Below are 5,181 nucleotides of genomic sequence, written 5' to 3' on the forward strand. Positions count from 1 at the left end.
GCCGCCAGGAAGATCACATCGAGCTGATCGCGTCGGAAAACTACACGAGCCCGGCCGTGATGGCCGCCCAAGGCTCGCAGCTCACGAACAAGTACGCGGAAGGGTATCCGGGCAAGCGCTACTACGGCGGCTGCGAGTACGTCGACGTGGTCGAGCAGCTGGCGATCGACCGTGTGAAGCAACTGTTCGGCGCGGAAGCCGCGAACGTGCAGCCGAACTCGGGTTCGCAGGCGAACCAGGGCGTGTTCTTCGCGATGCTCAAGCCGGGCGACACGATCATGGGCATGAGCCTCGCGCATGGCGGCCACCTGACGCACGGCTCGCCGGTGAACATGTCGGGCAAGTGGTTCAACGTGGTGAGCTACGGCCTGAACGAAAACGAAGACATCGACTACGACGCAGCCGAGAAGCTGGCGCAGGAACACAAGCCGAAGCTGATCGTCGCGGGCGCGTCGGCGTTTGCGCTGAAGATCGACTTCGAGCGTCTGGCGAAGATCGCGAAGTCGGTGGGCGCGTACCTGATGGTCGACATGGCGCACTACGCCGGTCTGATCGCGGCGGGCGTGTATCCGAACCCGGTGCCGCACGCGGACTTCGTGACGACGACGACGCACAAGAGCCTGCGCGGCCCGCGTGGCGGCGTGATCCTGATGAAGGCCGAATACGAGAAGCCGATCAACTCGGCGATCTTCCCGGGGATCCAGGGCGGCCCGCTGATGCACGTGATCGCGGCGAAGGCCGTGGCGTTCAAGGAAGCGCTGTCGCCGGAGTTCAAGGAATATCAGCAGAAGGTCGTCGAGAATGCGCGCGTGCTGGCCGAAACGCTGGTGAAGCGCGGGCTGCGGATCGTGTCGGGCCGCACGGAAAGCCACGTGATGCTGGTCGACCTGCGCGCGAAGAACATCACGGGCAAGGCAGCGGAAGCGGCGCTCGGCGCGGCGCACATCACGGTGAACAAGAACGCGATCCCGAACGACCCGGAAAAGCCGTTCGTGACGAGCGGCGTGCGCCTGGGCTCGCCCGCGATGACGACGCGCGGTTTCGGGCCGGCGGAAGCCGAGCAGGTGGGCAACCTGATCGCCGACGTGCTCGAGAATCCGGAAGACGCAGCGACGATCGAACGCGTGCGCGCGCAGGTCGCCGAGCTGACCAAGCGTTTCCCGGTCTATCGCTGATCGCCGATGCGTTGCCCGTTCTGCCGGCATGACGATACGCAGGTCGTGGACTCGCGCGTGTCCGAAGATGGCGCAGCGATTCGGCGGCGCCGTCGCTGCTCGGCTTGCGACAAGCGTTTCACGACGTACGAGCGGGTCGAGTTGTCCCTGCCGTTCGTCGTGAAGAAGGACGGCAGCCGCACGGAATTCGACCGTCGCAAGATCGTCGCCAGCATGCAACTCGCGCTGCGCAAGCGGCCGGTTGCCGCCGACGCGATCGACGCGGCGGTCGCCCGCATCGAGTATCAACTGCTCGCGACTGGCGAGCGCGAAGTGCGTAGCGAGAAGCTGGGCGAACTCGTGATGAACGAGTTGCGCGGCCTCGATACGATCGCCTATGTGCGCTTCGCCTCGGTGTATCGCCAGTTCGAGGACGTTTCCGAATTTGCCGACGTGATCGAAGAGTTCCGTCGCGCCTCTCCCGCCAAGACCCCACGTAAGCGCTGACGCGCTGCGTCCGTTCATCGTCTGCTCCATTGGTTCGATTCGCGCCGATTGTGTCGGTTGCGATCGCATGTCGCCAGTCGGCCGTTCGGCCAATGGCGCGCATCCGCACGCGCCGCTACAGTCGTCGCATCACCGTGGCGGAGGACGATTGCGATGGAACGGGGCGCTCAACCCTTGAAGAATGTGGTGCGACGGCCGGGCGGATTTACGCTGGTCGAGCTGATGGTTGCCATGTCGCTGGCGGCGGGGCTCGCGCTCTATGCGGTGCCCACGTTCGACCAGTGGCGCATGCGCGAACGCGTGGATGCCCGCTCGCGCGCGCTGCTCGGTGCGCTGTCGTTTGCGCGTGCCGAGGCAACGCGTCTCGGCGCGCGCGTCACGCTGTGCCGCGCCGGGCGCGACGGCGCCTGTCTGCGTGCCGGCGAGCGATGCGATCCGGCCGAATGGTCATGCGACTGGATCGTCAGCGGGCAAGTCGACGGGCAGTCGCGTGTGCTGCGACGCTACCCGCGCGATGCCGAAGTGGCCGTCGCGGGCGCCGCGCATGAGCTCGCGTTTGCACCGCCGGTCGGTCAGTCGATCGGCGGCATCCGGCGTTTCGAGGTGCGTCCGCGGCGCAGCGTGTCCGGCGCCGATGACGCGCGCGTATCGCGTTGCGTGCGGATTGCGGCAGGCGGTCGCGCGCGGCTGGTCGCCGGGCGCTGCGACGCGGCGTGATCGCGATGCGCAATGCCATGCGCGGGACGTCGTTGATCGAGGCGACGCTGGCCATCGCGCTGCTCGCCACCGTAATGCTGGCAGTGGCCGGCAGCCAGCTCGCGATGGCGCGTGCGCAGCGCGCGACGATCTGGCGCGAACGCGCGCTGTGGCTGGCCGATGCGCGTATCGAACGTCTGCATGCTGCCGCGGCGGCCGGCGATGGCCTCGAGGCGCTGGCGGCCGTATCGTTGCCGGGTGGCGCGATGACGCTCGATGGCGGCCCGGCAGGCGTCCGCTACGCGGTCGTCCGCTGGCGTGGCGGCGATGGACTCGCGTCGGTGCGTTGCGATGCCGCGGAAATGTCGACGCAGCCGCCGTCGTGTGTCCGCATTCCATTTCGGGAGAGGGCGCGCGATGCACGCTGATCGTCGTACGCGCGGCCATACGCTGCTCGAAGTGCTGATCGCGATGACCGTCGGGCTCCTCGTGCTCGCGGCGGCCGGTGCGCTGTACCACGCGCAGCGCATTGCGCAGCGTCGCGCGGAAGACGGGTTCAGGATGCGCGACGCGGCGTCGACCGCGCTGATGCTGATCGGTCAGCAGATCCAGATGGCGGGATTCCGGCCGCTCGATGCCGACGCGGGATCGTCGTTGCCGCCGGTGTTCGGGTGTTCGGCGGCGCGCGTGCGGGGTAGCGGCGCACAGGTGCGCTGCGAGCCCGCGCGCCTGTCGTCGGACGCGGTGCTGGTCCGGTATGTCGGCGATGCCGTGTCGACGTGGCCGACGGTGAGCGGCCACGCATCGGATTGCCTCGGGCAGGGTATCGGCGAGCCGGGCGAAGCTGCGGCGGTGGAGAATCGTTTCGATGCGCATGTCAGCCCATCGACGGGCGAGCCCGAACTGTATTGTGAAGGAAGCGGCCGTCCAGGCACGCCGCAACCTGTCGCGGCGGGAATCGATCAGTTGCGTATGCGCTATTTGCGTCGAGGGGCCACGCAGTTCGTCGACGCCGATGCGATGCGTGCCGACGACTGGCGCGAGGTCGTGGCCGTGCATGTCTGCGTGCGGGCGCGCGGCGGGCCGATGCGCGAACCGACGCGGCATGTCGACTGCGACGGCCGCGCCGCCGTTGCACCCGACGGCCGCGCACGTTTGACGCTCGAACGCATCGTCGCGTTGCGGAACGTCGCGCCCGCATCCGACGCTGCTTTACATGACGCAACTCGCGCAAGCGAGGTGGCGCGATGAGCGGCGCAGCGCAGTGCGCGCGGGACGACATCTCGCGACGCGTGAAGACCGTCCACGCCCAAGCGCACGCCGTCGCACATGATGACAACCCGCAGCCGACCGCATGTGCCGGCGCTCCGCCTGCGAGCCCGCGCGAGCCGCACATGCGCTGCCGGCTCGTCCGCCGCGCGTGGCGTCGCGAGGCAGGCCTTGCGTTGCCAGCGGTGATCGCGGTCGGCGCAGCAGTCGCGGCACTGACCGGCACATGGTTCGACGCCGCATTGACGGAGTCGCGCCGCACCCGCGCGTTGTCGGATCGGTTGATCGCATTTCACGCGGCCGATGCCGCGCTGGCCGCGTGCACCGCGCGATTGCTGCACGGCTCGGCACCGTACGTGAGCGAAAGCGACTCGCGCGCGGAGCCGGACACCTGGCGGCGTATGCCGCCGCTGGCGGCTGCCGAAGCGTTCGCGCCTTTCGCCGATTGGCCGATGGCCGCGCAACCGCCGCGGTGCCTGATCGAGGCATGGCGGCCTCCGTCGGCGCAGGCCGGCGACCGCGCTTACCTTGTCACCGCGCGTGGCGTCGGCGCACACGCATCGAGCGCCGTGTGGCTGCAACACCAGGTCGCGATACGCGCCGGCCGCATCGTCGTGTTGCGCTGGCGTCGTGTCGCGGCGGTGCTTCGATGAACGGCCGTCTGCCCCGGTGCCGAGCGGCCGGATTCACGCTGATCGAGCTGATGATCGTACTCGCGATCGTCGCGGTGCTGGCCGCGTGGGGTATCCCGTCGTATCGCGGGCATGTCGTGCGGGTTCACCGTGCGTCGGCGGTGTCCGCGCTGTACCGTGCGGCCCAATATCTTGAAACACTGGACGGTGCGCCGCCTGCGGCGTTGCCTGACGCGCTCGCGCAGGCGCCGCCGGACGGGCATGCCGTGTATCGATTGACGCTCGGGCGGCCGGATGGCGACGATTCGCCGGTGGGCTATGAACTGGCGGCGACGCCGCTCGACACCGGGCCGATGCGCGACGATGCATGCGGCACGTTCACGCTGCGCTCGGACGGCACGAAGGGCAATGCGGGAGGCGAGGGTGTCGACGAGTCGAGCGCTGTCTGCTGGGGCGTGCGCTGAGTTCGCCAGGCGGGCGCGCAGCGGCGTATGGCCGCGCGCGGGATGCTAACGGTCAGTCGTCGCGTGGGTCGAGCCCGCGCTCCTCGCGGGATTGCTTCCAGATCCGGTAGACCTCCCATGCGGCGAAGCCGAGCGTGCCCCACTTCAACGCGGGGCCCGTGCTTGCGCGCAGCAGCGAGCGAACGGGTTTCGCCAGCACGAGCGACGCGAGCGAGCTCAGCATCGGATACTGGTTGACGAGCTGGCCGAGGCTTGCGTTCAGGTTCTTGGCCGACTGGCCGAACCTGCCGGTCGACAGCCCGGGGATGAACACCTTGAGCCAGCTGAAGCGCGTGACGGCCTGGCGCATTTCGGCGGCGGCCTCCGCAAGTTCGAGCCGCTCGACTTCGGATCGCAGGATCAGCAATTCCTTGCGGAGCGCGCGGTGCTGCGACGCGCTCCAGTTCGATCGCGACGAAT

Annotated in this window: 8 protein-coding genes; 7 read left to right on the forward strand and 1 reads right to left on the reverse strand. The window is 68.7% G+C overall.

The annotated features are described in order from the left end of the window. The 7 genes from glyA to AC3IFE_RS19250 all read left to right on the forward strand — a co-directional run. Nucleotides 1-1,175: serine hydroxymethyltransferase (gene glyA / locus AC3IFE_RS19220; protein WP_489191588.1), on the forward strand; the 1,175-nt coding region annotated here is incomplete at its 5' end. 6 nt (nt 1,176-1,181) lie between these two features. Continuing rightward, nucleotides 1,182-1,661, forward strand: a complete 480-nt coding sequence (nrdR, locus tag AC3IFE_RS19225; protein WP_050011738.1) for a transcriptional regulator NrdR — start codon at nt 1,182-1,184, stop codon at nt 1,659-1,661. A gap of 153 nt (nt 1,662-1,814) precedes the next feature. After that, a complete protein-coding gene (locus tag AC3IFE_RS19230; protein WP_489191590.1) occupies nt 1,815-2,378 on the forward strand; it encodes a GspH/FimT family pseudopilin in 564 nt (187 codons plus the stop codon). Between the two features lie 5 nt (nt 2,379-2,383). Beyond that, a complete protein-coding gene (locus AC3IFE_RS19235; RefSeq protein ID WP_489191591.1) occupies nt 2,384-2,785 on the forward strand; it encodes a type IV pilus modification PilV family protein in 402 nt (133 codons plus the stop codon). Then, entirely contained in the window at nt 2,775-3,608 is an 834-nt protein-coding gene (locus tag AC3IFE_RS19240; RefSeq protein WP_489191593.1) for a PilW family protein, read from the forward strand. Before AC3IFE_RS19235 ends, AC3IFE_RS19240 begins: the two co-directional genes overlap by 11 nt. A gap of 143 nt (nt 3,609-3,751) precedes the next feature. Then, nucleotides 3,752-4,279: a hypothetical protein gene (locus AC3IFE_RS19245; protein WP_301738046.1), complete on the forward strand. Its 528-nt coding sequence runs from the start codon at nt 3,752-3,754 to the stop codon at nt 4,277-4,279. Beyond that, nucleotides 4,276-4,722: a type IV pilin protein gene (locus AC3IFE_RS19250; protein WP_489191594.1), complete on the forward strand. Its 447-nt coding sequence runs from the start codon at nt 4,276-4,278 to the stop codon at nt 4,720-4,722. The genes AC3IFE_RS19245 and AC3IFE_RS19250 overlap by 4 nt, the downstream gene beginning before the upstream one ends. A 52-nt stretch (nt 4,723-4,774) precedes the next feature. Here the strand turns inward: AC3IFE_RS19250 and AC3IFE_RS19255 are convergent. Further along, nucleotides 4,775-5,181 (reverse strand): DUF3318 domain-containing protein (locus AC3IFE_RS19255; protein ID WP_489191596.1); only part of this gene is annotated, 407 nt, incomplete at its 5' end.

Source organism: Burkholderia sp. APQ4-4ca (genome assembly GCF_057837105.1).